The organism is Streptomyces sp. A012304, assembly GCF_026008495.1.
Taxonomy (GTDB): Bacteria; Actinomycetota; Actinomycetes; order Streptomycetales; family Streptomycetaceae; genus Streptomyces.
The window spans coordinates 76,418-102,837 of sequence record NZ_BQUN01000128.1; the positions used below are offsets into that span (position 1 = coordinate 76,418).

The following is a 26,420-nucleotide window of genomic DNA, read 5'->3' on the forward strand; positions in this document are numbered from 1 at the left end:
CCGTCACCGGCCCCGGCCGCCGGGAACCCAGCGGTAGACCAGCTCCGGCCGGCCCACCTGGCCGTACAGCGGCTTGCGCTCCGCGCGGCCCGCGTCCACCAGGTGTTCCAGATAGCGGCGGGCGGTGATCCGGGAGATCCCGACCGCCTCCGCGACGCCCGCCGCCGTCAGCCCCTCCTCCGTGTCCCGGACGGCGCTCGTCACCCGTTCCAGGGTCGGTGCGCTCAGTCCCTTCGGGAGCGCCGCCGGGCTCGGGGCGCGCAGGGCCGCCAGGGCGCGGTCCACCTCGTCCTGGCCGCTCGCCTCGCCCGCCGCGCCCCGGAACTCCGCGTACCGCACCAGCCGGTCCCGCAGCGTCGCGAACGTGAACGGTTTGAGGACGTACTGCACCACACCGAGCGACACGCCCTCCCGCACCACCGTCAAATCCCGTGCGGACGTCACCGCTATCACGTCGGCGTGGTAGCCGGCCGCCCGCAGCGAGCGGGCCAGTTGCAGACCGTGCCCGTCCGGCAGATGCAGGTCGAGCAGCAGCAGGTCGACCGGGGTGCGGTCGAGGAGGCGCCGGGCCTCAGCGCCCGTGTGCGCCTTTCCGACCGCGACGAACCCCGGGACCCGGCCGACATACATCACATGGGCGTCGGCGGCCACCGGATCGTCCTCGACCACCAGCACCCGGATCGGCTCCTTGCCCGTCCCGCCCGTCATCTCTCGCCTCCCGGGACCGGAGCGACGGCGGCCGTCGTCGCCCGCAGCGGCAACCGCACCACGAACTCCGCTCCGCCTCCCTCGGCCTGTGCCACCGCCAGCGTGCCTTCGTGACGGTGCACGGCCTGTCGTACCAGGGCGAGTCCGAGGCCCCTGCCACCGGGGCCCGCCGGTTTGGTGGAGAAGCCGCGTTCGAAGACCTGCGAGGCGTGCGCGGGGTCCACCCCGGAGCCGGTGTCCGTCACCCGCAGCACCAGGCCCGAGTCCTCGGTGGCGGCCGTCACCGTCACCCGGGCGCGCACGCTGCCCTGGGCGGCGTCGACCGCGTTGTCGATGAGATTGCCGAGGATCGTCACCAGGTCACGGGCCGGCAGCGACTCGGGCAGCACACCGTCGTCGAGGTTGCTGTCCTGCGACACCACCAGCTCCACGCCCCGTTCGTTCGCCTGGGCGGTCTTGCCCAGCAGCAGGGCCGCCAGCACCGGCTCGCTGACCGCCGCGACCACCTGGTCGGTGAGGGCCTGGGCCAGCTCCAGTTCGGCCGTCGCGAAGTCCACCGCCTCCTCCGCGCGGCCCAGTTCGATCAGCGAGACCACCGTGTGCAGGCGGTTCGCCGCCTCGTGGGCCTGTGAGCGAAGCGCCTGCGTGAAACCCCGCTCGGAGTCCAACTCGCCCATCAACGACTGGAGTTCGGTCACGTCCCGCAGGGTCACCACGGTGCCGCGGCGCTCTCCGCCGGACACCGGTGAGGTGTTGACCACCAGCACCCGGTCCGCCGTCAGGTGCACCTCGTCCACCCGGGGTTCGGAGGACAGCAGCGCGCCGGTGAGCGGGGCCGGCAGACCGAGTTCGGCGACCGACCGGCCCACCACCTCCTCCGACACGCCCAGCAGGTCCCGCCCGCCGTCGTTGACCAGCGCCACCCGGTACTGGCCGTCCAGCATCAGCAGCCCCTCGCGCACCGCGTGCAGCGCGGCCTGGTGGTAGTCGTGCATCCGGCTCAGCTCGGCCGCGTTCATGCCGTGGGTGTGGCGGCGCAGCCGGGCGTTGATCACGTACGTGCCCACCGCGCCCAGGGCCAGGGCGCCGGCCGCCACCCCGAACAGCGCCGTCACCTGGTCCGACACCCGCTTGCTGATCGCCTCGACCTTGATGCCCGCGCTGACCAGGCCGATGATCCGCCGGTCGTCGTCCTCGACGGGGGTGACCGCGCGGACGGAGGGGCCGAGGGTGCCGGTGTAGGTCTCGGTGAAGGTCTGGCCCTTCAGGGCGCGCGCGGTGTTGCCGCGGAAGTGCCGGCCGATCTCGTTCTCGTCGGGGTGGGTCCAGCGGATGCCGGACGGGTTCATGATCGTGACGAAGTCGACCTCGGTGTCGCGCATGACCCGCAGCGCGTACGGCTGGAGCAGCGCGGTCGGGTCCGGGGTGCCGATCGCCTCCCGCACCGAGGGGGAGTCGGCGACCGAGCGGGCCACGGCCGTGGCCTGCCGGCCCGCGGCCTCCTCGGCCTGGGCGCGGTCGCTGACGTACGTGAACAGCGCGTACCCCGCGACGAGCACCGCTATCAGGACCGCCTGCATGGCGAACAGCTGGCCGGCCAGGCTGCGGGGTCCGGGGACGGGGATGCGCATGTCGTCAGTGTGCCCCCGTGGTTAAGCGTGAACTAAATGAACGGAAGGGTGACCGCCCTCACACTCCGGGAGATAGTCCCTGCATTCCCCATATCTCCCCGGACGTGAGCCGCACGCCGGTGATGCCGACGAAGACGTCAAGGAGGGCAGCCGTGGCCGCCAGCAGCACCCCCGATACGGCACCTGCCGCACCCGCCGCCCGGCGGGACCGCACCCACTACCTGTACATCGCGGTGATCGTCGCGGTCGCCATCGGCATCGCCGTGGGCCTGATCGCGCCGGACTTCGCGGTCGAGCTGAAGCCCATCGGCACGGGCTTCGTGAACCTGATCAAGATGATGATCTCGCCGATCATCTTCTGCACGATCGTGCTGGGCATCGGTTCGGTCCGCAAGGCCGCCAAGGTCGGCGCAGTCGGCGGTATCGCCCTCGCCTACTTCACGGTGATGTCGCTGGTGGCGCTGGGTATCGGCCTGGTCGTCGGCAACATCCTGGAGCCGGGCACCGGCCTCGCGATCACCGACGCGGTCAAGGAGACCGGCCAGGCGCAGGTGTCGGCGGAGGCCAAGGACACCACCGAGTTCCTGCTGGGCATCATCCCCACCACGATCGTCTCCGCGTTCACCGGCGGCGAGGTCCTCCAGACCCTGCTCGTGGCGCTGCTCGCGGGCTTCGCCCTCCAGGCCATGGGGTCGGCCGGGCAGCCGATCCTGCGCGGTGTGGAGCACATCCAGCGGCTCGTCTTCCGCATCCTCGCCATGGTGATGTGGGCCGCCCCGATCGGTGCCTTCGGCGCCATCGCCGCGGTCACCGGTTCCGCCGGCGTCGACGCGCTGAAGAGCCTCGCGGTGCTGATGCTCGGCTTCTACGTCACCTGTGTGCTGTTCGTGTTCATCATCCTCGGCGCGCTGCTGAAGATCGTCTCCGGCCTGAACATCCTCACGCTCTTCAAGTACCTGGGCCGTGAGTTCCTGCTGATCCTCTCCACCTCCTCCTCCGAGTCGGCGCTGCCGCGTCTCATCGCGAAGATGGAGCACCTCGGTGTCAGCAAGCCCGTCGTCGGCATCACCGTCCCGACCGGCTACTCCTTCAACCTCGACGGCACCATGATCTACATGACCATGGCCTCGCTGTTCATCGCCGACGCCATGGGCACGCCGATGTCGGTCGGCGAGCAGATCCCGCTGCTGCTGTTCCTGCTGGTCGCCTCCAAGGGCGCCGCCGGTGTCACCGGCGCCGGCCTCGCGACGCTGGCCGGCGGCCTCCAGTCGCACAAGCCCGCCCTGGTGGACGGCATCGGCCTCATCGTCGGTATCGACCGCTTCATGAGCGAGGCCCGCGCCCTGACCAACTTCGCCGGCAACGCCGTCGCCACTGTCCTGATCGGCACCTGGACGAAGGAGATCGACAAGGCCCGCGTGCAGCAGGTGCTCGCCGGCGCGGCGCCCTTCGACGAGAAGACCCTCCTCGACGACGGCCACGGCTCCGCCCCGGCGGCCGAGGCGGACCTGCCCGAGCAGCGCGAGGGCGGCGAGAAGGAACTCGCCAAGGCCTGACGGCTCCCCGACTCCGGGTGTCCGGCCCCGCCTGAACCGGGGCCGGGCATCCGGCCGTACCCCCCGCTGTACCCGCCCCACCGACTCCGGGCGGCTGAGTGCTCCCCCGTAGCTCAGCCGCCCGGTCTCTTTTTTGCCCAACCCGGGCCAAGCCGCTTCTTTCTCCGTGATCCGGCATTCATGGGCGGTTAAAGGCGTCAAACCTGCCGAAGAACATTGGCTTATTTCTTGCCCTCTCATGGTTTATTTCAGGAATCCCAGGGAAGCCGAAGCCGTTTCCGTTGATTCCCGTTGGCTTGTTCTTGACGGGCTGTTTCCCTCGGCTGTGGGATGTCCCCGCCTGTAACGATCGTGTGAGCGAAGGGTGAGTCCGTGGGGGACGGAAGACGCCGGGCCGGTCTGGCCGGGCTTACAGCGCTTGCCGTGCTGGGCACGGTTGTGACGGTGGGGCCGCTCCTGGCGCCACAGACGGCGATTGCCGCCGAGAGCAGCGATCGGTCCGCTTCCGGGCGGGCCCTCGCGCAGGCGGCCGCATCGGGTGAACAGGTCGAAATCCCGCAGGAGCGCACCGAACACGAGACGGTGTTCGCCAATCCCGACGGCCGCACTTTCACCCTTCGTAAATCGGTCGTCCCGGTCCGGGTCAAAAAGGACGACGGTGGCTGGACGAACCCCGACGCCACGCTCGTGAAACGCGCGGACGGCTCCGTCGGGCCCCGGGCGGCCGCGGTGGATCTGTCCTTTTCCGGTGGGGGCGACGGCAAGAAACTGGTCACCATCGCCGAGGACGGGCGCTCGGTCACCCTCGGCTGGCCCGGCAAGCTGCCGGCACCCCGTCTGGAGGGCACCCGCGCGGTCTACGAGGACGTCCGCCCGGACGTCAACCTGATCCTGACGGCCACCGTGGAGGGCTTCCGGCAGCTCCTGGAGGTCGAGACGCTCAAGGCCGCCAAGGACCCCGCGCTGGCGTCGCTGACCTACGCGATGGACGTCGAGGGCCTGCGCGTGCGGGAGGGCTCGGCCGGAAGCATGGAGGCCCTGGACGGCAACGGCAACGTCGTCTTCCGCTCGCCGTCGGCACGGATGTGGAACTCGGCGGGGCAGGCGCGGGACGGCGAGGGCCTGAGCGCGCAGAGCCTCGGTGCGGCGCCCCCTGGCCGTCACAGCGGCCGATGCGACCCCGTCCGCCGATGAAACGATCCCGCCGGCGGCGGCGAGCCCCGCCCCAGGCGCACCCCCGGCCGGGGCCCGTCCGGCCGGCCCGGTCGAGGAGGGCGACCCGCTCGCCGGTCCCGGCCTCGGTGACGAGGCGGCCGTGATGGCCGTGGACGTGACCCCGACGCAGGTCACCGTCACCCCCGACGCGGACCTGATCGCCGACACCACGAGCGCCGAACTGCCCCTGTACATCGACCCGTCGGTGGAGATGAACGAGTCCGAGCGGACGGTGCTCTCCTCGGACGGGGACGTCTTCTACAACTTCTCCGGCGGCGACAACGGCATGAGCGTGGGCCGCTGCAGTTCGGCCCTGATCGGCGGCGTGCGCTACTACTGCACCACCGGCAGCGCCTACACCAATCGCATGTACTTCGAGTTCACGCCGGGCAAGCTCAAGGGCAAGCAGGTGCTGGACGCGACCTTCGCGGTGACCGAGACCTGGTCGTTCTCGTGCGACGCCCGCTGGGTGGACCTGGAACGCACGGACGGCATCTCCTCGTCGACGAAGTGGCCGGGCCCCGGCGGCCCGAAGTCGGACAACTCCTGGGACCAGATGGGCGACCGGTACGTGTCGGCGGGACGCGGCGACGCGTGCAGTCCGTCGCAGCCGCGCGCGCCGATCGAGTTCAACGACAACCCGGACGAGACGGACGAGAACCTGACGTCGACGGTGAAGGCGTTCGCGGACGGCAAGTTCTCCACGCTCACCCTGATGCTGAAGGCGAAGGACGAGTCGGACCCGATCGCGTGGAAGCGGTTCGACGACGACGCCGTCATCGACGTGGTCTACGTCGGCAAGCCGGCCGTGCCCACCGAGTACGGCCTGGAGACCGGCACCAACCAGATCTGCTCCAAGAGCGCGACCGCGCCGACGATGTGGTCGGACCCGACGCCCAACCTGGCGGCCACCCCGCAGACGGTCGCCGGCGGCGAGTCCGGGGCCTCCCTGCGCGTGTACTTCGACCTGGACGTGAAGAACACCGACGGCACCTGGTCCGACGCCAAGGAACCCACCACCGGGTCGCTCAGCCCGACCAGCGGTTACGTCGGTGACGGCGTCGACCGGAACAAGACCTGGGACGCCACCCTCACCGACGGCAAGCAGTACCGCTACCGGGCCTTCACCCAGTCGTACTACAACAGCGGCGACAGCCACCTGGCCAGTGCGGCCACACCGTTCTGCTACTTCACGGTGGACAGCAGCGCCCCCAAGCCGCCGACGATCACCTTCAACACCACCTACACGGCGTGCGAACCGGGCGCCTGCACCCCCTCCGGCGCCCCGGGCAGGTCGGGCACGGTGACGTTCGGACCGGCGAGCGGGGACACGAACGTCGGCTACGACTACAAGCTGTCGACCGACAGCACCTGGCGGCCGTTCAAGAGCGGCGCCACGGTCACCGAGACCATCACCCCGATCGACTCGGGCACCATGACGCTGGAGGTACGGGCCAAGGACGCACAGGGCCGCTACGGCAGCAACAAGGTGCGCTTCCTGGTCGCCGAGGGCGACGGCCCGGTGGGCCGGTGGACGTTCAACGAGGCGTCCGGTGCCGCGGTCGACGTGTCCGCCACCACCACCGCCCTGCGCGACGACGCGACCCTCAGCGGCGCCACCCGGGTGACCACGGGCCGGCGCGGTGTGGTCACCGAGAACGGCGCGACCGGCGAGGACAAGGCGCTGAAGGTCGGCGGCACGTCGTACGCGGCGACCGCGGCCAAGGTGCTGGAGACCCAGGCCTCCTACACCGCCGCCGCCTGGGTGCGGCTGGACGCCACCGCGGCGAATGCCACGGTGCTCGGCCAGGACGGCACCCACTACAGCCCCTTCTTCCTCGGCTACTGCGCCACGGCGAACCGGTGGTGCCTGCGGCTCGCGGACGCCGACGCGGCGACCACCTCACTGGACAACCAGCGGGTGAACTCCGTGGAGGCCCCCCAGCTCAAGGTGTGGACCCACCTGGCCGCCGTGGTCGACACCACCGCCAAGACCCTGACGCTGTACGTCAACGGGGTGCCGCAGGGCACCGACACCCTGACCACCGGCGCCTGGTCGGCGGCGGGCGCGCTGCAGATCGGCCGGGTGAAGTACCGCGGCGGATACGTCGACCACTTCCCCGGCGAGGTCGACGAGGTCGCGATGTGGCAGGAGGCGAAACTGCCCGAGGCGATCGCCCGCGAGGCGAGCCCGGTCGGCGCGGACGGCAAGGCGTACGCCGAACTCGTCGCCCAGTACAGCCCCGAGGGCGCCACCGGCACCACGCTCGCCGACACCTCCGGCTACGGCAACACCCTCACCCTGTCCGGCTCCGGCGCCTCGCTGGACGGGGAGGCCCTGGTCCTCGACGGCGCCGCGGGCGCGGCGACCGCGTCGCGGCCCCTGGTCGCGGACGGCGGCTCCTTCACCGCGGCCACCACGGTGAACGTCGACACCGCCGCGCTCACCGGCAAGCCGGACGGCTACCGCGCCCAGGTGCTCGGCCAGCGCACCGCCACCGGCTCCTCGTGGAGCCTGTGGGTGGAGAAGACCGGCACGCTGAGCGAGCCGGTGCTCGACGACGACGGCAACCCGGTCCTGGACGACAACGGCGTCCCGCAGACCACCACGGTCGCCGTGGCCCGCTGGCACTTCGGCCGGCTCACCGCCGACGGCGGCGGGACCTCCGTCGTCAGCGACGAGGCGGCCGTCCTGGACAGCGAGGTCGGCCTGGTCGGCGCGTACGACGCCCGCACCCGGGAGATCACCCTGTTCGTCGGCAGCACACGGCAGGGCGACCCGCTCGCCTACACCGCGTCGGCCGGCACCGGGGAGTTCGCCGCGGGCAAGGGCTACGTCGGCGGCGCCTGGGGCCACCACCTGCCCGGCCGGATCACCGACATCCGCCTGTGGGCGGGCGCCGTGACCGACGCCACCCAGGTCGAGAACCTCATCGGCTACTGAGCCCTCCGCGCGGTGCCCGTCCCGCCCGTCCCCCTCCGCGACCGGGGCGGGACGGGCACCGCGGCCTCCCCTCAGCTTCCTGGAGAACCCCGTGTCCTCTCGCTCGTACCCCCCTGGCCCCCGGGCCCGGCGTGGCGCGCTGACCGTTCTGCTGACGGTGGTGCTGTCCGTGCCCGCCTCCCTGACCCCCCTGGCCGCGGCGGCCGAGGCGCCCGGCCGCCCCGACGTGCCCGCCGTCGAACCGACCCGCGTGCAAGCCGTCACCACCCCTCGGGCCGCGGCGGCCCGCGCGCAGGTGGCCCGTCAGCGCAAGGCCGACGCCCGCCGCGTGGAGTCCGCCCGCGCCGAACGCGACGTCGCCTGGCCGAAGGCGTCCGTGTCGACGACCGAGCTGTCCGCGCCGACGCGGAGCAGGACCCCGGTGGCGGTGGAACCGGTGCGGGCCGGCACCGGGGCCGCCGCCTCCGGCACCGCGAAGGTCACCGTCCTGGACCAGGCGGCCGCCCGCCGGGCGGGCGTGACCGGCGTGCTGTTCACGGTGGCGGCGGGCCGTCCGGGCGCGGCCGAAGTGACGTTCGACTACAGTTCGTTCGCCTCCGCCGTGGGCGGCAACTGGGCCTCGCGCCTCGGACTGGTCCGGCTGCCCGGGTGCGCCCTGACGACCCCCGCGAAGGCCGCCTGCCGCACCACCACCGCGGTGGTGTCGGACAACGACGTCACCGCGGAGAAGGTCACCTCCCGCGTCCCGGCCGGTTCGGCGACCGCCCCCACGGTCATGGCCCTGACCGCCACGTCGGCCACCACCTCCACGGCCGGCTCCGGCGACTTCGAGGCGACCCCGCTGTCGGCGTCGTCGAGCTGGCAGGCCGGTGCCTCCTCCGGGGCGTTCTCCTGGTCGTACCCGATCACCACACCGCCCGCCGCGGCGGGCCCGGCGCCGGCCCTGGAGCTCTCCTACGGTTCGGGCGGCGTCGACGGGCGCACCGCCAACACCAACAACCAGTCGTCCCTGGTGGGCGAGGGCTTCGAGCTGACCTCCTCGTCGTACGTCGAGCGCAAGTACGGCTCGTGCGAGGACGACGGACAGACCGACAAGCACGACCAGTGCTGGAAGTACGACAACGCCTCGCTCGTCCTCAACGGGAAGTCCACCGAACTGGTCAAGGACGACACCACGGGCCAGTGGCGCCTGAAGGACGACGACGCCTCCAAGGTCACCCGGCTCACGGACGCCGACAACGGCGACGCCGACGGCGAGTACTGGAAGGTCGTCACCGGCAACGGCACCACCTACACCTTCGGTCTGAACAAGCTCCCCGGCGCGGGCACCGAGCGCACCCGCTCCGTGTGGACCGTCCCGGTGTTCGGCGACGACAGCGGCGAGCCCGGCCACAGCAAGGGCAACGAGTTCAAGGACCGCGCGGAGACCCAGGCCTGGCGCTGGAACCTCGACCTGGTCGAGGACGTCCACGGCAACGCCTCCACGTACTGGTACACCGCCGAGACCAACCACTACGCCAAGAACGGCGACAAGACCGCCCTCGCCTCCTACACCCGCGGCGGCCACCTCGACGAGATCCGCTACGGCCAGCGCGCCGACACGCTCTTCACCGCCCCCGCCTCCCACAAGGTGACCTTCACCCACAAGGAGCGCTGCACCGCCTCCGACTGCTCCTCGCTGACCGCGGACACCGCCGACAACTGGCCCGACGTCCCCTTCGACGCCCTGTGCACGGCGGACGAGGACGACTGCAAGGCCACCGGGCCGGGGTTCTTCACCCGCAAGCGCCTGACCGCGGTCAACACGTACTTCTGGTCCCGGGCGGCCGAGCCGGACGCCTTCCAGCCGGTCGACGCCTACACGCTGGAGCAGGAGTTCTTCGACGGGCAGGACATCGGCAACAGCTCCGACCAGGTCCTGGTGCTGAAGTCGGTGCAGCGCACCGGGAAGAACGGCACGGACATCACCGTCCCGCCGGTCGACTTCACCTACCAGCAGCGCCCCAACCGCGTCGACTCCACCAGCGACGACATCCTGGCGCTGACCCGCCCGCGCATCGCCTCGATCGTCTCCGAGACGGGCGCGATCACCTCCGTCACCTTCTCGGAGCCGGAGTGCGTGCGCGGCAGCCGCATGCCGGCCGCCGAGGACGACAACGACCTGTCCTGCTACCCGGTGTACTGGGGGATCAACGGCGGCGACCCCCAGCTGGACTGGTTCCACAAGTACCGGGTCACCGCGGTCACCGCCAACGACCCCGCCGCGGGCAACCCGGGCACGCAGACGTCGTACGAGTACGCCACCCCGGGCTGGCACTACGACGACGACCCCTTCACCAAGGAGAAGGAGCGCACCTGGTCGGTCTGGCGCGGCTACCAGAAGGTCACCACCTACACCGGTGAGGCGGGAGCCACCCGCTCCAAGACCGTGAAGCTCTTCCACCAGGGCATGAACGGCGACAGGCGCAAGGACGGAACGACCCGGTCCGCCACGGTCGCCGGCCTCGACCTGGACAACACCACCGCCGTCACCACCGACAACCTCGACGTCGCCGACGTCACCGACCACGACCACTACGCGGGCCGGCTGCGTCAGGAGGTCGTCTACTCGGGCGCCACCGCGATCTCGACCGTCGTAAACAACCTGTGGGCCGAGCAGACCGCGAGCCAGCAGAAGTCGTACGCCCACATCAAGGCGTACTTCGTCAGGTCCGCCCGCACCTACGAGGACACCTATCTCACGGCCGCCCGGAAGTGGCGGGTCACCGCGTCCTCCTCCACCTACGACCCGACGTACGGCATGGTCACGTCGGTCGAGAACCACGGCGACTGGTCGGTCACCGGGGACGAGACCTGCACCCGCACCTGGTACGCGCGCAACGCCGCGAAGGGCCTGACCGAGCTGGTCTCTCGCACCCGCACGGTCGCCCGGGCCTGCGCCACGACGGACGCCTCGCTGAGCCTGCCCGCGACCTCCGAGACCCGCGGCGACGTCCTGACCGACACGGCCACCGTCTTCGACAACCCGTCCGCGACCGGCTGGAGCCCGGACCAGGTCCCGACCCTCGGCCTGCCCACCTGGACCGGCCGGGCGAAGGCCTACCCGGCCGCCTCCGGCACCGCCGAGCGCCACCCGTCGGCGACGACCGGCTGGCAGACCGTCACCACCACGACGTACGACACGGCCGCGGCGAAGCTCGGCCGCCCGCTGACGGCGACGGACGCCAAGGGCAACAAGACGACCACCGCCTACTTCCCGGCGGCCGCCGGCCCGCTGGTCACCATGGTCGTCACCAAGCCCAAGCTGGCCTCCAACGGCCAGGCACACCAGACGACCACCGTGCACGAACCGGCCCGAGGCACCGTCAGCTACGTCCTCGACCAGAACCTCAGGCGCACCGAGCACACCTACGACGCCCTCGGCCGGCTCACCGCGACCTGGCTGCCCAACCGCTCCAAGTCGGGCGGCGACAGCGCCAACGCCACCTTCGGCTACGGCTTCCAGCGCAACAAGGCGCCATGGACGTCGGTGTCCACCCTCAAGGCCGACGGCACGACCTACCGGACCCGGTACTCGCTGTACGACTCGCACCTGCGGGAGCTCCAGACCCAGGTCCCCTCGCCCCTGGGCGGCCGGATCCTGACCGACACCCGCTACGACAGCCGGGGCCTGGCGTACGAGACGTACGCCGACGTCTACGACAACACCACCGCGCCCAACGGGACCTACGCGCAGGTGCCCTACGGCGGCGGCAGACAGACCCAGACCGAGTACGACGGCGCCGGCCGCGCCACCACCTCGACGCTGCTGGTGGACGGGGTGAAGAAGTGGTCGACCACCACCACCCACACCGGCGATTCGACGGCCGTCACGGGCGTCCAGGGCGGCAACGCCACCCGCACCGTGACCGACGCCTACGGCCGCACCACCGAGACGCGGACCTACTCCGGCACCTCACCCGACGACACGGAGTACGGCGCGGCCACCGGCACGCCGTACACCCGGGTCAAGCAGACCTGGACCCGTGACGGCAAGCAGGAGACGGTCACCGGTCCGGACGACGCCACGTGGTCCTACACCTACGACCTGTTCGGCCGGCAGGTGAAGTCCGTGGACCCCGACAAGGGAACCACCCGCACCGCCTACACCGCGCTCGACCAGGTCGACACGGTCACGGACGCCGAGACCCGGGTGCTGCTCTACGGCTACGACGAACTCGGCCGCACCACCGCCAAGTGGCGCACCGACCGCACCGACGCCAACAAGCTCGCGGTGTGGACCTTCGACAGCGTCCAGAAGGGCCTGCCCACCGGATCCACCCGCTACGAGGGCGGCAAGGCCTACACCCGGGAGATCACCGCTTACGACGCCCTCGGCCGGGCCACCGCCACCACCCTGACGCTGCCCTCCGACGACGCGCTGGTCACCTCCGGAGCGATCGCGGCCACCAGCACCTTCGCGACGACGTACCGCCTCGACGGCACGGTCGGCAGCACCAAGGAACCGGCCGCGGGCGGACTGGCCGCGGAGACGGTGGAGACCCGGTACAACAGCGCGGGCCTGCCCAACGAGCTGTCCGGCGCCACCGGTTACCTGCTGGCCGCCGACTACACCGCGCTCGGCCAGGTCGGGCAGCTCCAGCTCGGCACCGCGGCCGGCACCAAGCGGGTCTTCCTCACCAACACCTGGGAGAAGGGCACCGGACGGCTGCTGAACGCCGCGGTCGACGACCAGACCCGCGGCCCCGTGCAGGACCTCGCCTACGGCTACGACCAGGCCGGCAACGTCACCTCCCTCGGCGACACCGCCGACCTCGGCACCGGCCGGGACCACCAGTGCTTCGCCTACGACGGCCAGCGCCGCCTGACGGAGGCCTGGACGCCGAAGACCGCCGACTGCGCGGCCTCCGGGCGGACGGTCGCGAACCTCGGCGGGCCGGCGCCGTACTGGACGTCGTACACCTACACCGGCGCCGGGCAGCGCAGGACCGAGAGGCAGAACACCGCGACGCCGGTCACCACGACCTTCTGCTACAACGACACCACCCGCCCGCACGCCCTGACCGCCACCACCACCGGCACCACCTGCACGGGCGTGGCCGCCCAGTACACCTACGACGACACCGGCAACACCGAGAAGCGCGTCGAGAAGGCCGGCTCCACCACGAGCCAGAGCCTGACGTGGAACAGCGAGAGCAAGCTCGCCGCGGTCACCGAGGGCACGACCAGCACCGGCTACCTGTACGACGCCGACGGCGAACTCCTCATCCGCCGCGACGGCTCCGCCTCGGGCGAGACCGTCCTGTACCTGGGCTCCACCGAGGTGCACCTGAAGGCCGGCCAGAAGTGGGCCAACCGGTACTACAGCGCCGCCGGGACCACCCTCGCCCTGCGCACCAACCAGTCCGGCACGGAGAAGCTCAGCTTCCTCGGCGCCGACCACCACGGCACCGGCTCGGTCGCGGTGACCGCGGACGCCGCGCAGGCGCTCAGCAAGCGCCACAGCACGCCGTTCGGCGCGGGCCGGGGCGCCACCACCGGCGTCTGGCCCGACGACAAGGGCTTCCTCGGCAAGTCCGCCGACGCCTCCACCGGCCTCACCCATGTCGGGGCGCGCGCCTACGACCCGACCACCGGCCAGTTCATCAGCGTCGACCCGGTGCTCCAGGTGGAGCTGCCGCAGACCCTGAACGGCTACAGCTACGCCGCGCAGAACCCCGTGACCCGCTCCGACCCCTCGGGCCTGGCGCTGCTGTGCGGCGGCAAGGACGAGCCCGCCTGCCCGGACGACGGCGACCCCATGCCGGAACCCGCCACCCACGACGGCAACGGCATCACCCTCGGCCAGCCCGAGAGGGTCCACAAGGACAGCGCCGGCAACTACTGCGACAGCGCCTGCGTGCAGGCGATCTACCTTCAGCAGAGCCGGCAGGCCGTCGAGGTCCTCGGCGACGTCTACGCCGACATCCTGCACTTCATGTTCCAGGAGATGATGACGAACGTGGAGGGCGACGAGGTCAAGACCATGCGGTGCCACAACAACTACAAGCGCTGCCAGGCCGTCGGCATGATCGGCAACTCCGCCCAGAGGTCCGCCGTCATGCTGAGGAACCTCATCTTCGGGCTTCCCTTCGGATCCCAGGACGAGAATGCGGCGAAGGGCGCGGCCCTGAGCCAGTTCGGCTGGCTCGTGCAGTCCGGCGGGGAGTGGGACCACAAGCCCGTGCTGGCCGAGAAGTTCGGCCTGGACGCGACGGGCTACCGGACCGACATCCTGAAGAACGGGCAGGGCGGCCGGATCCTCTACGACGTCTGGTCGAACATCCACTACGGCTACGTCGGCCGGGCCGCGGGCTTCGACCGCGCCACCCTGATCGTCGGCTCGCACGGTACGGGCGCCGCCTTCGGCGCGACGGACGAGGGGGGCGGCGACGACATGTCCATCGACGTGGGCATCCGGCTCTACGACAAGTACGGCTCCGACATGACGGAGATGGACCTGCACCGGGCCATCGTGGACGCCATCCCCCAGTGGCAGGGCGTCGGCGGCGACGATCCCTGGGGCAAGAAGGTGATGCCATGAGGAAGATCCAGGATGCCCGGATCCACGCGGCGTCCGCCGCCGCGTGACGAGGGGCCGGGCCGCATCCCCGGCGGCCCGGCCCCGCCGCCGTCAGGCGGTGGTGTGCCGCAGCCAGCGCTGGAGGGCGGCGTTGACGCTGCCGGGAAGGGCGCTGAGCTGGTCGATCGCCTCCCGGTCGTCGGGGCGGGGCGGGATGCCCGCCGCCGTCAGTGCCGCGTGGAGGTCGAGACGGCGGCGGTCGCGCGGGTCGATGGGCAGGCTCAGACGCTCGGCCGGGTCCGGCGGCGGCAGTGGGTGGTCGCCGTCCGCGTCCTGGTACTGACCGGCGGCGGCCGGCCAGACGGGGGCGGGGGTGTCCACGGCGTAGGGGTCGACGAAGGTACGGGGCGAGCTGTGCTCGACGGCGATGGCGGTCACGTCTCTCCTCCTGCGGTGTTGTGCGGATCTGCTGGACAGGAGCGCCGCGGGGCCCGTGCCGGTTGCGACCTCGGCGAAACGTCACGCCATCGGAGTCATCGGCAGCTCATCGTCCGGTCGCACCGGCTGCTCCGGCCGGGTGACCCGCTCCCGCCGCACGGCCGCCTCCAGCCGCCGCAGCTCCTCCTCCCCGAGCACCAGGTCCGCCGCCCGGGCCGAGTCCCGTGCCGTCTCCGGGCGGCTCGCGCCCGGGATCGGGATCACCGTGGGGGAGCGGGACAGGAGCCAGGCCAGGCAGACCCGCTGAGGGCTCACTCCGCGCTCGGCGGCGATCTCGTGGAACGCCGCGAGGCGCCGCTCGCCCGGGTGCAGCCGGGACGGCCCGTCCAGGGAGCTGCGGGAGATGCCGCCCAGAGGGCTCCAGGGCAGGAAGGCCAGCCCCAGTTCCGCGCACAGGCGCAGCTCGGGCTCGCTGTCGCCCACGGCCGGGGAGTACCGGTTCTGCACGGAGACGAGCCGGTCGCCGAGGATCGCGTGGGCCCGCAGGATCTGGTCGGCGGTCGTGTTGGAGACGCCGGCCAGTCTGATCTTGCCCTCGTCGAGCAGGTCCCGCAGCGCGCCCACCGACTCCTCGAAGGGGACCGCCGGATCCGGCTTGTGCAGCTGGTAGAGGCCGATCGCCTCGACGCCGAGCCGCTCCAGGGAGGCCTCCGCGGCGGCCTTGAGATGGCGCGGGTCGCCGTTCACGGTCCAGTCCGCGCCGGCCGGCCGGCCCCGGCCGCCCTTGGTCGCCACGAGCACCTCGTCCGTGGCGCCGCCGCGGCCGGCGAGCGCGCGGGCCACGAGCCGTTCGTTGTGGCCGGGCTCGGCGCCGGGCAGGTGGTAGGAGTCGGCCGTGTCCAGCAGGGTCACGCCCGCGTCGAGCGCGGCGCGCACGGTGGCCAGGGCACGGGCGTCGTCGGGGTGGCCCTCGATGGACAGGGGCATCGCGCCGAGCCCGATCGCGCTCACGGCGAGCCCGCCGAGGCTGCGGTGACGCATGTCAGTCGTCCTCTCCGAGGGTCTCGGCCACCGCTCGCGGCAGCCAGTGCCCGGTGTGGCCGAAGACGAAGCCGAGGCCGGTGGCGCGGGAGTTGTCCATGGCGTAGGAGCGGGTGAAGGCGAAGGGCGAGAGCTCGCCGACCTCCACCTCCTGGAAGAGGACCTTGCCCCCGGGCAGCCGCGCGGCCACCGCCGCGCAGACGTCCTCGGTCGTCAGCGGCCCGTGCGACGCCGCGTTGACGGGGCCCGTGAAGTCCTGGCCCACCGCCCAGAACAGGAAGTCGGCGATCTCCTCGACGTGGATGTACGTCGCCGGACGGTTCACCGGGGGGACGGCGATCGGCTCACCGGCGCGGACCCGGTCCACGTAGTGGCGCAGCCGGCCGGTGAAGTCGTCGGCGCCGCCCAGCACATGGGCCACCCGCACCGAGACGTACGGGAACGCGGGGTCCGCCGCGAGGACGGCCTCCGCCTGCCGCTTGCCCTCGCCGTAGTGCGCCTCCAGGAACTCCGGGTCGTCCCAGGGCAGCGCCAGGTCGACGTGGACGGTCCTCGGGTCGACCTCCGCCTCCCGCACGGGCGTGATCGAGTCCTCGTACTCGTACACCTCGACCGTGGAGGTCATCACATGGCGGCGGGTGCGGCCGGCGAGGACACGGCGGGCCAGCTCGGCCTGGCGCGGGGTGTAGCAGACCTGGTCGACGACGACGTCGAAGGCGCGGGTGCCGAGCGCCGCGTTCAGCGATTCCTCGTCATTCCGGTCGGCGACGAGGTGAAACGCGCCCGGGGGCGGCGGGGACGATCCGCGATTGAGGACGGTGACCCGGTCCCCGGCGTTCAGCAGCCGTTCGATCAGCCGTTTCCCGAAATACCGGTTCCCGCCGATGACCAATACCTCACGGGACTTCGCCCGACCGGCGCTCGCCCCGTCGGCGTCCGCCTCGCGTGTCTTTTCCGCGCGCTTTTCCATGGCCATAATTCTCTCGGTGTACACGCACATCTTGAAGGGGGAACCATGGGAGTTACGGCCGCGACGCCGAAAGAACCACGGCATCTGCGCCCCGCCGCCAACGAAACCTCGGTGGCCTTCGACGCGCTGGACCGGCAGATCCTCCAGCTGCTCCAGACGGACGGCCGGATCAAGCTCAGCGAGCTGGGCCGCCGCGTCCGGCTGAGCCCGGCCGCGGTCACCGAGCGGGTGCGGCGACTGGAGGCCGCCGGCGTGATCAGCGGCTACGGCGCCCGCGTGGTGCCGGCCCGGCTCGGCTACGGCATCCAGGCGTTCGTCCGGGTCGATCCGCATGGCGGCTACAACCTGAAGCACCCGAGGACCCTGGAGCTGATGGAGCGCTCCGAGATCATCGAGGTGCACCACGTGGTCGGGGAGGACTGCTGGATCCTCAAGGTCGCGGTCCGGGACACGGTGCATCTGGAGGAGGTCCTGGAGGAGGTCTCCGCCCTGGGCCGCACGACGACGTCGATCGTGCTCACCTCGCCGGTGGAGCACAAACCGCTCTTGCCTTGACGTCGGCGTCAAGCCGTACGGTCATCGACATGCGAATCGGCGAGCTGGCCGCACGGGCCGGGACCACGACGCGGACGCTCAGGTACTACGAGTCGCGGGGCCTGCTGCCCGCGCGGCGCGACGACCACGGCCACCGCGCGTACGACGAGCGCGACCTGCGGTTGTTGCAGCAGATACGGACGCTGCGGGACGTCGGGTTCGACCTGGAGGACACCCGGCCCTTCGTGGAGTGTCTGCGGGCCGGGCATCCCGAGGGCGACTCCTGTCCGGCGTCGCTCGCGGTCTACCGGCGCAAGCTGGACGAGCTGGACGAGCTCATCGGGGAGCTGCGGGCGGTGCGCGGGAAGGTCGCCGGGCAGCTCGAGCGAGCGGAGCGGGCGCGGGACGGGCTGGCCGCCGAGGCGGGGGTTCCGGGGGGTCCGGAACCCGGGTGCGAACTGGGAGGCCACACATGGTGACCGAGGTGACGGACGCGGACTTCGCCGCGCAGGTGATCGGCTCCGAGCTGCCGGTGCTGGTGGAGTTCACCGCCGACTGGTGCCCGCCGTGCCGGCAGATGGGGCCGGTGCTCAAGGCCCTGGCGGTGGAGGAGGCGGACCGGTTGAAGGTGGTGCAGCTGGACGTGGACGCCAACCCGGCGACCACCAACGCCTACAAGGTGCTGTCGATGCCGACGTTCATGGTCTTCCGTGACGGCGAGCCCGTGCGGTCGATGGTGGGCGCCCGGGCCAAGCGCCGGCTGCTGGAGGAGCTGTCCGACGTGCTGTCCGACGCGCTCTGACAAAGAAATCCCCCGGGCATTGCGCCCGGGGGATTTCTGTGCGTATATTCGATGGTTCGCGACTTCCGGTCAATCGGGTCGCAGAGAAGTTCAATGCGCACAGTATATCCGGGCGGGAGCGGAATTGTCAAACACCGGCTTTCCACACAGCGAAGACAGCGAATTGCGGCAGGAACAGGAATTCATCGACGACCTGTACGCCCGCGTCGACGCGCTGCGCGGCGACACCGAGGCCTCGGTCGCCGACGCGCTCGCCCAGGGCGACAAGCCGATGCAGGCCCGGCTGGAGCGCGACATCCTCGTCGCGGAACGCTCCGGGCTGCTCGCCGCGCTGAACGCCGTCGACGGCTCCCTGTGCTTCGGCCGCATCGACCTGTCCTCCGGCGTGAGCCACCACATCGGCCGGATCGGTCTGCGCCGGGACGACGCCGAGCACACCCCGGTCCTCGTCGACTGGCGGGCCGACGTCGCCCGCCCCTTCTACCTGGCCACCGGCCACACCCCGATGGGCCTGCGCCGCCGCCGGCACATCTCCACCGAGGGCCGCCGGGTGACCGCCCTGCACGACGAGTTCCTCGACCTCGGGGACGCCACCCGCACCGGGTACGAGGACCCGGCCGGCGACGCCGTGCTGCTCGCCGCCCTGGACTCCGCGCGCACCGGCCGGATGCACGACATCGTGCAGACCATCCAGGCCGAGCAGGACGAGATCATCCGCGCCCCGCACCGAGGGGTGCTGGTCGTCGAGGGCGGCCCGGGCACCGGCAAGACCGCGGTCGCCCTGCACCGCGCCGCCTATCTGCTGTACGAGCACCGCGAACTGCTCGCCAAGCGGGCCGTGCTGATCGTCGGCCCCAACCCCGCCTTCCTCGGCTACATCGGGGAGGTGCTGCCCTCGCTGGGCGAGACGGGCGTGCTGCTGGCCACCGTCGGCGAGCTCTACCCGGGCGTGCGGGCGACGGCCACGGACACGCCGGAGGCGGCCGCCGTGAAGGGCCGCGCAGACATGGCCGACGTCCTCGCCGCCGTCGTACGCGACCGGCAGGCGCTGCCCGACCCGGTGATCGCGATCGAGCACGACCGTGAGGTGCTGATGCTCGACGACGGCCTGGTGGGCGTCGCCCGGGAGCGCACCCGGGCCGCGCGACTGCCGCACAACGCGGCCCGTGAGCACTTCGAGGGCCACATCCTCAACACCCTCACCGAGCTGTACGCCGAACGCGTCGGCACCGACCCCTACGACGGCACCAGCCTCCTCGACCCGAGCGACATCACCCAGATCCGCGACGAGCTGGCCGAGAACCCCGAAGTATGGTCCGCCATCGACCAGTTGTGGCCGGTGCTCACCCCGCAGCGGGTTGTCGCGGACTTCCTCGCCGACCCCGAGGGGTACGTCCGCGACGAGGACGCGGCCGCCATCCGCCGCCCGGTCACCCGCACCTGGACGGTCGCGGACGTCCCGCTGCTCGACGAGGCCGCCGAACTCCTCGGTGAGGACGACCGGTCGGCGCGGGCCCGCGCCGAACGCGAACGCGCGACGCAGATCGCGTACGCGCAGGGCGTGCTGGACGTCTCCTACGCCTCCCGCACCTACGAGTTCGAGGACAAGGAGGACGACGACCCCGAAGCCAGCGAGGTGCTGTCGGCGCACCACATCATCGACGCCGAACGCTTCGCGGAACGCCACGAGGAGGACGACCACCGCAGCGCCGCCGAGCGCGCGGCGGCCGACCGGACCTGGGCGTTCGGACACATCATCGTCGACGAGGCGCAGGAGCTGTCCCCGATGGCGTGGCGGCTGCTGATGCGGCGCAGCCCCACCCGCTCGATGACCCTGGTCGGCGACCCCGCCCAGACCGCGGAGGCGGCCGGCGTCGGATCCTGGGCGAAGATCCTCCAGCCGTACGTCGAGGACCGCTGGGCGCACACCCGGCTGGGCGTCAACTACCGCACCCCGGCCGAGATCATGGAGGTCGCGGCGGCCGTCGTCCGCGCCGAGGACCCCGGCTTCGCGCCGCCCAGCTCGGTGCGCTCCACCGGCGTACGGCCCTGGGCCCGCGCCACCGACGACCTGCCCGGCGCGGTCGCCAAGGCGGTCGAGGAGCTGACCCCCGCCGAGGGCCGGCTCGCGGTGATCGCCCCGCGCGCGCTGCACCGCGCGCTGGCCGCCCGGCTGGACGGGGTGACCGCCGGCGCCGAGCCCGACCTGACCCGCACGGTCGTCCTGCTCGACCCCCGCCAGTCCAAGGGTCTGGAGTTCGACTCCGTCCTCGTGGTCGAGCCGGCCGAGTACGGCACCAGTGACCTGTACGTCGCTCTGACCCGGGCCACCCAGCGGCTGGGCGTGGTGCACAGCCGCGACCTGCCCAGGGCATTGGCCGAGACCTTGTCATAACGGGGCATCACGCGGACGTAACAGTTCGCGCTGTGATTACTGCGCGTGCACGGCCGGTGCGGTATGCGTGTGCGGTATGGACGTCCAACCCCACACCCCCGCCCCGGTCGACACCCCCGTGCTCGGATCGCTGCCCGTCGAACCGCTGCTCACCGCCGAGTTCGACGCCGACCCGGGCGCGGTGTACGAGCGGCTGCGGCGCACCTACGGCCCCGTCGCACCGGTCGGTCTGATGGGCGTACCGGTGTGGCTGGTGCTGGAGTACCGGGAGGTGCTGGAGGTGCTGCGCAACGAGAGCCAGTGGCGGCGCGACATCCGGTACTGGCGGGCCAGGGCCCAGGGCGAACTGCCGCCGGACTGGCCGCTGCTGGCGGGCTACGAGGTGCGCCAGACCATGTTCATGGACGAGGAGGAGCACCGGGCGGTGCGCCGCACCCACCACGCGGCACTGCGCCCCTTCCAGGACGCCCGCAGCCCCGAGGGCTGGGAGCTGCGCGCGGCGGTCGCCCGGTACGCCGACGAACTGGTCGGGGTGCTGGCGGCGGAGTCCGGCCGCTCGGGCTTCGCCGACCTCGGCGCGCAGTACACCCGGCCGCTGCTGCTGATGGTCACCACCAAGCTGTTCGGCTGCCCGGTCGAGCTGGGCGACGAACTGGTCATGGACCTGTGGCGGATGCTGGACGGCGGCCCCGACGCGGGCCCCGCCACCGCCCGCGCGCTGGCCGCCTTCACCCGGCTCGCCGCCCACCGCAGGGCCCGTCCCGGCGACGACTTCACGTCCTACCTGCTGCTCGCCGACCCCGACATCAGCGACGAACAGCTCGGCAGGGAGCTGTTCATGAACGCCGTCTACCTCAACGACATCACCGGCAACATGGTCCTCAACACCCTGCTGGAGGTGTTGCGCGGCAACGCCACCGTCCGCCGCAGCCTCTCCGCCGGGCAGCTGGGCGAGACCGTGAACCGGGTCGCCCTCGCCAACCATCCGGTCGCCAACATGTGCTTCCGGTTCGCGGCGCGGGACGTACGGCTCGGCAATGTCTGGATCCGCGCCGGGGACGCCGTCTCCCCGTCCGTGGCGGCGGCCCACCGCGACCTGCTCGCGATCGGCTCCTCGCACATGGTCGGCTCCACCGTCTCCACCCGCGCCCACCTCGGCTGGGGCGCGGGCCCCCACCAGTGTCCGACGGCGGCCCGCGAACTCGGCTCCCTGATCGTGACCACCGCCGTGGGCCGCGTCTTCGACCGCTTCGCCCAGGTCGAACTGACCCTCCCGCACGACCAGCTGCCGTGGCGGTCCGGCCCGGTGGTGCGCGGCCTGCGGGTCCTGCCGGTGCGCTACGAACTGACCGACGACGCCCTGTCCCTGCGACGCGCGGAAACCACGCCGCCGTCCCTCACCGGCTGCACCAGCGGTGAGGGACAGGCCAGGGGACTGCTGGCGGCGCTGCGACGGCTGATGTCCGGTGTGCGCAAGGGCGTCCCGGAGGCGTGATACCTCGGCACCTCGGTTTGTCAGGCCGGCCGCAGCCACACCGTCGCCAGTGGGGGCAGGGTCAGGCGGATGCTGGCCGGGCGGCCGTGCCGGCCCTGTGGTTCCGGCTTGATCGGATGGGGGTGGCAGACGTCGCCGCCGCCGTAGCGGGCCGCGTCCGTGTTGAGGACCTCGTGCCAGGCGGGGACGTCGTCGGGCACGCCGAGCCGGTAGTCGTGGCGGACGACCGGGGAGAAGTTGCTGACGGAGAGCAGCGCGGCGCCGTCGGTGTCGTGGCGCAGGAAGGCCAGCACGTTGTCCTCGGCCGCGTCGCCCACCACCCACTGGAAGCCGGCGGGCTCGGTGTCGCGCCGCCACAGGGCGGGCGTCGAACGGTAGACGGCGTTCAGGTCGCGGACCAGGTCCCGCACCCCCCGGTGGTCGGCCTCCGCGCCGTAGGCCGGGTCGAGGAGCCACCAGTCCGGGCCGTGCGCCTCCGACCACTCCGCGCCCTGCGCGAACTCCTGCCCCATGAACAGCAGCTGCTTGCCCGGATGGGCCCACATGAACGCGAGGTAGGCCCGCAGGTCGGCGCGCTGCTGCCACCAGTCGCCCGGCATCTTCGACACCAACGACCGTTTGCCGTGCACGACCTCGTCGTGGGAGATCGGCAGCACGTAGTTCTCGCTGTAGGCGTACACCATCGAGAAGGTCATCTCATGGTGGTGGTACCTGCGGTGCACCGGCTCGTGGCTCATGTACTGGAGTGAGTCGTGCATCCAGCCCATGTTCCACTTCAGCCCGAAACCGAGCCCGCCGAAGCCGCTCGGGCCCCGGTGGTGGGTGGCCCGGGTGACCCCGTCCCAGGCGGTGGACTCCTCCGCGATCGTCACCACACCCGGATTCCTGCGGTACACGGTCGCGTTCATCTCCTGGAGGAACGCCACCGCGTCCAGGTTCTCCCGCCCGCCGTGCTCGTTCGGCGTCCACTGGCCCGGTTCGCGCGAGTAGTCGAGGTACAGCATCGAGGCGACGGCGTCCACCCGCAGCCCGTCGATGTGGAACTCCTCGCACCAGTAGGAGGCGTTCGCCACCAGGAAGTTGCGCACCTCGCGCCGGCCGAAGTCGAACTCCAGCGTCCCCCAGTCCGGGTGCGCGGCCCGCAGCGGGTCGGAGTGCTCGTACAGGGGCCGCCCGTCGAACTCCGCGAGCGCCCAGTCGTCGCGCGGGAAGTGCGCCGGCACCCAGTCCATGAGGACGCCGATCCCGGCCCGGTGCAGCGCGTCCACCAGGTACTTGAAGTCGTCGGGAGTGCCGAGCCGGGCCGTCGGCGCGTAGAACCCGGTGACCTGGTAGCCCCAGGAGCCGCCGAAGGGATGCTCCGCGATCGGCATCAGCTCGACATGCGTGAACCCGAGGTCCTTGACGTACGCCGGGAGCTGCTCGGCCAGCTGACGATACGTCAGCCCTGGGCGCCAGGAGGGGAGGTGGACCTCGTAGACGGAGAACGGCGCCTCGTGCGCGGGTATCGCGCCCCGGCCGGCCATCCACTCCGCGTCGCCCCACTCATAGGCCGAGGCGTGCACGATCGACGAGGTGGCCGGCGGCACCTCCGTGCGGCGGGCCAGCGGATCGGCGCGCAGGGTGCGCGAGCCGTCCGGCCGGGTGATGTCGAACTTGTACAGCTCGCCCTCCCCGATGCCCGGCACGAACAGCTCCCAGACCCCGGAGGAGCCGAGCGAACGCATCGGGAACCCGGTGCCGTCCCAGAAGTTGAAGGTGCCGGCCACCCGCACCCCGCGCGCGTTCGGCGCCCACACCGAGAACCGGGTGCCGGCCACGCCCTGGTGGGTCATCGGGTGCGCGCCGAGCACCGTCCACAGCTGCTCGTGCCGGCCCTCGCCGATCAGATGCAGGTCCAGCTCGCCCAGCGTGGGCAGGAAACCGTACGCGTCCTCGGTCTCGTGCACCGCGCCCTCGTAGGTGACGACGAGCCGGTAGGGCGGGACCTCCCGCAGGGGCAGCAGCCCGGAGAAGAAGCCGTCGCCGTCGTCGTGCAGCTCGGCCCGCGCCTCCCCGGTGACGACGGTGACCGACAGCGCGTACGGCCGGAAGGCGCGGAAGGCGACCCCGCCGGGCACGGGGTGCGCGCCGAGCACGGAGTGCGGGTCGTGATGGGTGCCGTGCACCAGCCGCTCGCGGTCGGCGGCGGAGACCCCGGGCGAGGTGGCGGGGAGCGGGCTCGGGGGGCCGGCCTCGGCGGCCTTCGTGGCTTCGGTGGCCCTGGGGGCGGCCGCCGCGCCGGTCTTCTTCGCGGCGACCTTCTTCGCGGCGACCTTCTTGGCCGTCGCCTTCTTCGCCGGTGCCTTCTTGGCCGCTGTCTTCTGCGCCGCTGTCTTCTTGGCCGGCGTCTTCTTCGCCGTCGTCTCCTCGGCCGCGGTCGCTTTCTTCGCCGCCGTCTTCTTGGCCACCGTCTTCTTGGCCACCGTCTCCTTTGCCGTCGTCTTCTTGGCTGCCGCCTTCTTCGTCACGGCCTTCTTTTTCGGGTTCATCGGGTCGGAACCGCTGGACGAAGGACTGGGGGTCACGGACGAGGCCTCCTCAGATGGGATCGGACGCGGCGAGCCGGTGTATCGCGGACAGCGGGACGGGCAGCCAGTCGGGACGGTGCCGGGCCTCGTAGACGACCTCGTAGACCGCCTTGTCCGTCTCGTAGGCCCGCAGCAGCACCGGGTCGGTGCGCGGGTCGGCGCCCGCCACCTCGGCGTACCCGGAGCAGTACGCCGCCCGGCACGCCTCGGCCCAGCCGGGCGCGGGCGGGGCGGCCGAGTGGGCCGCGTAGTCGAAGGACCGCAGCATGCCCGCCACGTCCCGCACCGTGGGCTGCGGCATCCGCCGCTCGGCCAGCGGACGGGCCGGCTCGCCCTCGAAGTCGATCAGCGCCCACTCGCCGGACGGCGCGCGCAGGCACTGTCCGAGGTGCAGATCGCCGTGCACGCGCTGGGCGGTCCAGGTGCGGCCCTCGGCCGCGAGGTCGGACAGCGCCGTGAAGGCGGTGCGCAGCGCGGGCGCGTACGGGCGCAGCGCGGGCACCGCCTGCGCGGCCGTGTCGAGCCGCCCGGCCATGCCGTCCACCAGCGGTCCGAGCTGGGCGTGCCCCAGGGTCGCCGTGGGCAGCGCCCGGGCGAGCGCCGTGTGCACCTCGGCGGTGGCGCGGCCCAGCGCCCGCGCCTCGGCCCCGAAGTCCTCGCCCTTGGCCAGCTCCCGCAGGGCCAGCTCCCACCCGTCGGTGGCGCCCTGCACATACGGCTGGAGCACGCCCAGCACGTACGACTCGCCCGCGCCCTCCTCCAGGTCCGCGTGCATCCACGCCGTCGGCGCGGGCACCCGGGGACAGCCCTCGCGGGCCAGCGCCAGCGGCAGCTCGAGATCGGGATTGACGCCGGGGACCACCCGGCGCAAAAGCTTCAGAATGAACGTATCTCCATAGACGACCGACGAGTTCGACTGTTCGGACGTCACACGGCGCGGCACGAGGCCGGACCGTATCTCCTGCGCCGGGTCCCGCTCGCAGCGCAGCGCGCCGATCCGGGCGCCGGTGCGCAGCGCCTCCAGGAGCACCTCGGCGGGCCGGGGGTCGTACAGGGCGTCGTACACGGTGCGCCCGGCGAGCGGGCCGTCCGGCACGTGCCCGATCAGCGCGGGCGCCAGCCGCGGCGGCAGCGCCTCACGGACACCGACCAGCAGCTGGTAGCAGTCGCCGGGTGCGATGCCCTGGTGCGCGCGCACCAGCAGGTGGTACAGGCCGAGCCTGGAGCCGGCCGGCAGCAGCTCGGTGGCCGCCACCAGCGAGAACCCGGTGACCGGACTCCCCTTGCCGGCGAACCAGCGCTGCCGTGGCAGCCACTCCCGCAGCAGGGGGGCCAGTGACGCGAGGAGGCTGGGGCTCGTCTTGCCGGAAAGGGTGACCGTTTCCGCCATGGCGTCACATTCCTTTACCCGGGGGGTCAGGGTGTTACTGATGCGTGCCCCGGGCGGGACGGGGGAAACCGCCCCGCCGCCGGGTTCTAGACGGCTTCCACGCGCAGCCGGAACCAGTAGAAACCGTGGCCTGCGAGGGTGAGCAGGTAGGGCAGTTCGCCGATCGCGG

16 protein-coding genes are annotated in these 26,420 nt (G+C 72.0%); 9 read left to right on the plus strand and 7 right to left on the minus strand.

What is annotated here, in order from left to right; all coding sequences use genetic code 11:
* Window positions 1-3 precede the first annotated feature (3 nt).
* Both ALMP_RS32870 and ALMP_RS32875 read right to left on the minus strand, forming a co-directional pair.
* On the minus strand, window positions 4-708 hold the full coding sequence (locus ALMP_RS32870) for a response regulator (RefSeq protein WP_264935094.1): 705 nt from the start codon (window positions 706-708) through the stop codon (window positions 4-6).
* Window positions 705-2,339, minus strand: a complete 1,635-nt coding sequence (locus tag ALMP_RS32875; RefSeq protein ID WP_264935095.1) for a sensor histidine kinase — start codon at window positions 2,337-2,339, stop codon at window positions 705-707. The genes ALMP_RS32870 and ALMP_RS32875 overlap by 4 nt, the downstream gene beginning before the upstream one ends.
* A gap of 122 nt (window positions 2,340-2,461) precedes the next feature.
* Here ALMP_RS32875 and ALMP_RS32880 point away from each other — a divergent pair, with 122 nt between their 5' ends.
* The 4 genes from ALMP_RS32880 (at window position 2,462) to ALMP_RS32895 (ending at window position 14,637) form a co-directional block, all read left to right on the plus strand.
* Entirely contained in the window at window positions 2,462-3,895 is a 1,434-nt protein-coding gene (locus tag ALMP_RS32880) for a cation:dicarboxylate symporter family transporter (protein ID WP_264935117.1), read from the plus strand.
* A 423-nt stretch (window positions 3,896-4,318) separates the two neighbouring features.
* Window positions 4,319-5,089, plus strand: a complete 771-nt coding sequence (locus ALMP_RS32885) for a hypothetical protein (protein ID WP_264935096.1) — start codon at window positions 4,319-4,321, stop codon at window positions 5,087-5,089.
* Window positions 5,037-8,054 (plus strand): LamG domain-containing protein, encoded by a 3,018-nt coding sequence (locus ALMP_RS44520; protein ID WP_375803557.1) that lies wholly within the window; start codon window positions 5,037-5,039, stop codon window positions 8,052-8,054. Before ALMP_RS32885 ends, ALMP_RS44520 begins: the two co-directional genes overlap by 53 nt.
* 91 nt (window positions 8,055-8,145) lie before the next feature.
* The gene (locus ALMP_RS32895) at window positions 8,146-14,637 is read left to right on the plus strand and encodes an RHS repeat-associated core domain-containing protein (protein ID WP_264935097.1); all 6,492 of its coding nucleotides are present in this window, start codon (window positions 8,146-8,148) and stop codon (window positions 14,635-14,637) included.
* Window positions 14,638-14,727: 90 nt separating this feature from the next.
* On the opposite strand, the gene ALMP_RS32900 is transcribed toward ALMP_RS32895, so the two are convergent.
* The 3 genes from ALMP_RS32900 to ALMP_RS32910 form a co-directional block, all read right to left on the minus strand.
* Window positions 14,728-15,054: a hypothetical protein gene (locus tag ALMP_RS32900; RefSeq protein ID WP_309299570.1), complete on the minus strand. Its 327-nt coding sequence runs from the start codon at window positions 15,052-15,054 to the stop codon at window positions 14,728-14,730.
* Window positions 15,055-15,135: 81 nt separating this feature from the next.
* Window positions 15,136-16,095, minus strand: a complete 960-nt coding sequence (locus tag ALMP_RS32905) for an aldo/keto reductase (protein ID WP_264935098.1) — start codon at window positions 16,093-16,095, stop codon at window positions 15,136-15,138.
* Between the two features lies 1 nt (window position 16,096).
* A complete protein-coding gene (locus ALMP_RS32910) occupies window positions 16,097-17,065 on the minus strand; it encodes an NAD-dependent epimerase/dehydratase family protein (protein WP_264935100.1) in 969 nt (322 codons plus the stop codon).
* A gap of 45 nt (window positions 17,066-17,110) precedes the next feature.
* Here ALMP_RS32910 and ALMP_RS32915 point away from each other — a divergent pair, with 45 nt between their 5' ends.
* The 5 genes from ALMP_RS32915 to ALMP_RS32935 all read left to right on the plus strand — a co-directional run bounded on the left by ALMP_RS32915 (window position 17,111) and on the right by ALMP_RS32935 (window position 22,291).
* Window positions 17,111-17,620, plus strand: a complete 510-nt coding sequence (locus tag ALMP_RS32915; RefSeq protein ID WP_264935102.1) for an Lrp/AsnC family transcriptional regulator — start codon at window positions 17,111-17,113, stop codon at window positions 17,618-17,620.
* 29 nt (window positions 17,621-17,649) lie between these two features.
* Entirely contained in the window at window positions 17,650-18,078 is a 429-nt protein-coding gene (locus tag ALMP_RS32920) for a MerR family transcriptional regulator (protein WP_264935104.1), read from the plus strand.
* The gene (locus tag ALMP_RS32925) at window positions 18,075-18,401 is read left to right on the plus strand and encodes a co-chaperone YbbN (RefSeq protein WP_264935120.1); all 327 of its coding nucleotides are present in this window, start codon (window positions 18,075-18,077) and stop codon (window positions 18,399-18,401) included. The genes ALMP_RS32920 and ALMP_RS32925 overlap by 4 nt, the downstream gene beginning before the upstream one ends.
* A 163-nt stretch (window positions 18,402-18,564) precedes the next feature.
* Window positions 18,565-20,796 carry a UvrD-helicase domain-containing protein gene (locus ALMP_RS32930; RefSeq protein WP_264935105.1) on the plus strand — a complete coding sequence of 744 codons (2,232 nt, stop codon included), beginning with the start codon at window positions 18,565-18,567 and terminating at the stop codon, window positions 20,794-20,796.
* A 76-nt stretch (window positions 20,797-20,872) separates the two neighbouring features.
* A complete protein-coding gene (locus ALMP_RS32935) occupies window positions 20,873-22,291 on the plus strand; it encodes a cytochrome P450 (RefSeq protein ID WP_264935106.1) in 1,419 nt (472 codons plus the stop codon).
* Between the two features lie 20 nt (window positions 22,292-22,311).
* Here the strand turns inward: ALMP_RS32935 and glgB are convergent, their stop codons facing one another.
* Together glgB and ALMP_RS32945 are read right to left on the minus strand one after the other, a co-directional pair.
* Window positions 22,312-24,858, minus strand: coding sequence for a 1,4-alpha-glucan branching enzyme (gene glgB / locus ALMP_RS32940; RefSeq protein WP_375803558.1), 2,547 nt, complete (start codon window positions 24,856-24,858; stop codon window positions 22,312-22,314).
* A 13-nt stretch (window positions 24,859-24,871) separates the two neighbouring features.
* Window positions 24,872-26,251, minus strand: a complete 1,380-nt coding sequence (locus tag ALMP_RS32945) for a maltokinase (RefSeq protein WP_264935108.1) — start codon at window positions 26,249-26,251, stop codon at window positions 24,872-24,874.
* Between the last annotated feature and the right edge of the window lie 169 nt (window positions 26,252-26,420).

Bases quoted from the DNA above. Each gene is read 5' to 3' on its own strand.
- ALMP_RS32875 (WP_264935095.1), bottom strand. From the start codon at position 2,339: ATGCGCATCCCCGTCCCCGGACCCCGCAGCCTGGCCGGCCAGCTGTTC.
- ALMP_RS32920 (WP_264935104.1), top strand. From the start codon at position 17,650: ATGCGAATCGGCGAGCTGGCCGCACGGGCCGGGACCACGACGCGGACG.
- ALMP_RS32945 (WP_264935108.1), bottom strand. From the start codon at position 26,251: ATGGCGGAAACGGTCACCCTTTCCGGCAAGACGAGCCCCAGCCTCCTC.
- ALMP_RS32935 (WP_264935106.1), top strand. From the start codon at position 20,873: ATGGACGTCCAACCCCACACCCCCGCCCCGGTCGACACCCCCGTGCTC.
- ALMP_RS32910 (WP_264935100.1), bottom strand. From the start codon at position 17,065: ATGGAAAAGCGCGCGGAAAAGACACGCGAGGCGGACGCCGACGGGGCG.
- ALMP_RS32915 (WP_264935102.1), top strand. From the start codon at position 17,111: ATGGGAGTTACGGCCGCGACGCCGAAAGAACCACGGCATCTGCGCCCC.
- ALMP_RS32880 (WP_264935117.1), top strand. From the start codon at position 2,462: ATGCCGACGAAGACGTCAAGGAGGGCAGCCGTGGCCGCCAGCAGCACC.
- ALMP_RS32905 (WP_264935098.1), bottom strand. From the start codon at position 16,095: ATGCGTCACCGCAGCCTCGGCGGGCTCGCCGTGAGCGCGATCGGGCTC.
- ALMP_RS32870 (WP_264935094.1), bottom strand. From the start codon at position 708: ATGACGGGCGGGACGGGCAAGGAGCCGATCCGGGTGCTGGTGGTCGAG.